This window comes from Streptomyces sp. NPDC056948, assembly GCF_042674225.1.
In the GTDB taxonomy this organism is placed as follows: domain Bacteria; phylum Actinomycetota; class Actinomycetes; order Streptomycetales; family Streptomycetaceae; genus Streptomyces; species Streptomyces purpurascens.
Window position 1 is genome coordinate 1 of the sequence record NZ_JBHUQX010000701.1, and the last position, 2755, is coordinate 2755.

At 70.0% G+C, this 2755-nt stretch carries 2 protein-coding genes; both read left to right on the plus strand.

Going from position 1 to position 2755, the window contains the following annotated elements; translation table 11 throughout:
- Positions 1-61 precede the first annotated feature (61 nt).
- The gene (gene coaBC / locus ACFTZL_RS43700) at positions 62-1264 is read left to right on the plus strand and encodes a bifunctional phosphopantothenoylcysteine decarboxylase/phosphopantothenate--cysteine ligase CoaBC (protein WP_382595845.1); all 1203 of its coding nucleotides are present in this window, start codon (positions 62-64) and stop codon (positions 1262-1264) included.
- A gap of 237 nt (positions 1265-1501) precedes the next feature.
- Positions 1502-2710, plus strand: coding sequence for a methionine adenosyltransferase (gene metK / locus ACFTZL_RS43705; protein WP_215122649.1), 1209 nt, complete (start codon positions 1502-1504; stop codon positions 2708-2710).
- The last annotated feature ends 45 nt before the right edge of the window (positions 2711-2755 follow it).

Genomic DNA, 2755 nt, shown 5'->3' on the forward strand with positions numbered 1-2755 from the left:
GGGCCTGTGGTGTGTCATGGAGTCGTACGTTGTGCCGGTTGCCGAGGTCCGGGGAGAAGCGGTGGACAAACCGAAGGTCGTTCTGGGGGTCAGTGGCGGCATCGCCGCGTACAAGGCCTGTGAGCTGCTGCGGCGGCTGACGGAGTCGGGCCATGACGTGCGCGTGGTGCCCACGGCCTCCGCGCTGCACTTCGTCGGCGCCGCCACCTGGTCCGCGCTCTCCGGGCACCCGGTCTCCACCGAGGTGTGGGACGACGTCCACGAGGTCCCGCACGTCCGTATCGGACAGCATGCCGACCTGGTCGTCGTCGCCCCGGCCACCGCCGACATGCTCGCCAAGGCGGCCCACGGCCTCGCCGACGACCTGCTCACCAACACCCTGCTCACCGCCCGCTGCCCGGTCGTCTTCGCCCCCGCCATGCACACGGAGATGTGGGAGCACCCGGCCACCCAGGAGAACGTGGCGACGCTGCGCCGCCGTGGCGCTCTCGTCATCGAGCCGGCCGTGGGCCGTCTCACCGGCGTCGACACCGGCAAGGGCCGGCTGCCCGACCCGGGTGAGATCTTCGAGGTGTGCCGCCGGGTGCTGGCCCGGGGCGTGAGCGAGCCGGACCTCAAGGGCCGGCATGTCGTGGTCAGCGCGGGCGGCACCCGTGAGCCCCTGGACCCGGTCCGGTTCCTGGGCAACCGCTCCTCCGGCAAGCAGGGCTACGCCCTCGCCCGCACCGCGGCCGCCCGCGGCGCCCGTGTCACGCTGATCGCGGCCAACAGCACCCTGCCGGACCCGGCCGGGGTGGACGTCGTTCCCGTCGGCACGGCCGCGCACCTGCGGGAGGCGGTGCTGAGCGCCGCCGCCGACGCCGACGCCGTGGTCATGGCGGCGGCGGTGGCGGACTTCCGTCCGGTGACCTACGCGGCCGGGAAGATCAAGAAGAAGGACGACCAGGAGCCGGAGCCCATCACCCTGGTGCGTAATCCGGACATCCTCGCGGAGATCTCCACCGACCGGGTTCGCCCCGGACAGGTGATCGTCGGCTTCGCCGCGGAGACGGACGACGTGCTCGCCAACGGCCGCGCCAAACTGAAGCGCAAGGGCTGCGATCTGCTGGTGGTGAACGAGGTCGGGGAGCGCAAGACCTTCGGTTCCGAGGAGAACGAAGCCGTCGTGCTCGGCACCGACGGCAGCGAGACCGCGGTGCCGTACGGACCCAAGGAAGCCCTGGCCGAAACCGTGTGGGACCTGGTGGCCGGGCGCCTCGGCTGATGTTTCAGTCGCCCTGCGCCTTCGTGAAACCCGGCCGATCGGGGCGTGGCGCCTCTGGCCAACGCCGGTCGGGATTGGGCAGAATGCCCGTGCCGCAGGTCACAGCACTTCCGAGTGGCGAGACAGGGGGGCCGTGGCCGAAGCGTGACCCGTAAACTGTTCCACGGACGGCGTGAGGTGCAGCCCCCGCCGTCCGCCAATGATCAGCCAGCAGCCGCTGCAACCCCAGGGAGCGTTGTGTCCCGTCGCCTGTTCACCTCGGAGTCCGTGACCGAGGGTCACCCTGACAAGATCGCTGACCAGATCAGCGACACCATTCTCGACGCGTTGCTCCGCGAGGACCCGACCTCCCGGGTCGCCGTCGAGACCCTGATCACGACCGGCCTGGTGCACGTGGCCGGCGAGGTCACGACCAAGACGTACGCGGACATCGCGACGCTGGTCCGGAACAAGATCCTCGAAATCGGTTACGACTCCTCGAAGAAGGGCTTCGACGGCGCCTCCTGCGGCGTCTCGGTGTCCATCGGCGCACAGTCCCCGGACATCGCCCAGGGTGTCGACACGGCCTATGAGTCCCGTGTCGAGGGCGACGAGGACGAGCTCGACAAGCAGGGCGCGGGCGACCAGGGCCTGATGTTCGGCTACGCGACGGACGAGACCCCGACGCTGATGCCGCTGCCGATCTTCCTGGCCCACCGCCTGTCCAAGCGCCTGTCCGAGGTGCGCAAGAACGGCACCATCCCCTACCTGCGCCCGGACGGCAAGACGCAGGTCACCATCGAGTACGACGGCGACAAGGCGGTCCGCCTGGACACCGTCGTGGTCTCCTCCCAGCACGCCTCCGACATCGACCTGGACTCGCTGCTGGCTCCGGACATCAAGGAGTTCGTCGTCGAGCCGGAGCTGAAGGCGCTGCTCGACGAGGGCATCAAGATCGACACGGAGAACTACCGTCTCCTGGTCAACCCCACCGGCCGCTTCGAGATCGGCGGCCCGATGGGCGACGCCGGCCTGACCGGCCGCAAGATCATCATCGACACCTACGGCGGCATGGCCCGCCACGGCGGCGGTGCCTTCTCCGGCAAGGACCCGTCCAAGGTCGACCGCTCCGCCGCGTACGCGATGCGCTGGGTCGCCAAGAACGTCGTCGCCGCGGGTCTCGCCACCCGCTGCGAGGTCCAGGTGGCGTACGCGATCGGCAAGGCTGAGCCGGTGGGCCTGTTCGTCGAGACCTTCGGCACCGCCAAGATCGACACGGACAGGATCGAGAAGGCGATCGACGAGGTCTTCGACCTCCGCCCGGCCGCGATCATCCGCGACCTCGACCTGCTCCGCCCGATCTACGCCCAGACCGCGGCGTACGGCCACTTCGGCCGTGAGCTTCCCGAGTTCACCTGGGAGCAGGCGGACCGTGTGGACGCGCTGCGCAAGGCGGCGGGCCTGTAGGTCCGACGCCCTTACGGCACCGAGTGAGGCCCGGCACCCTTCGGG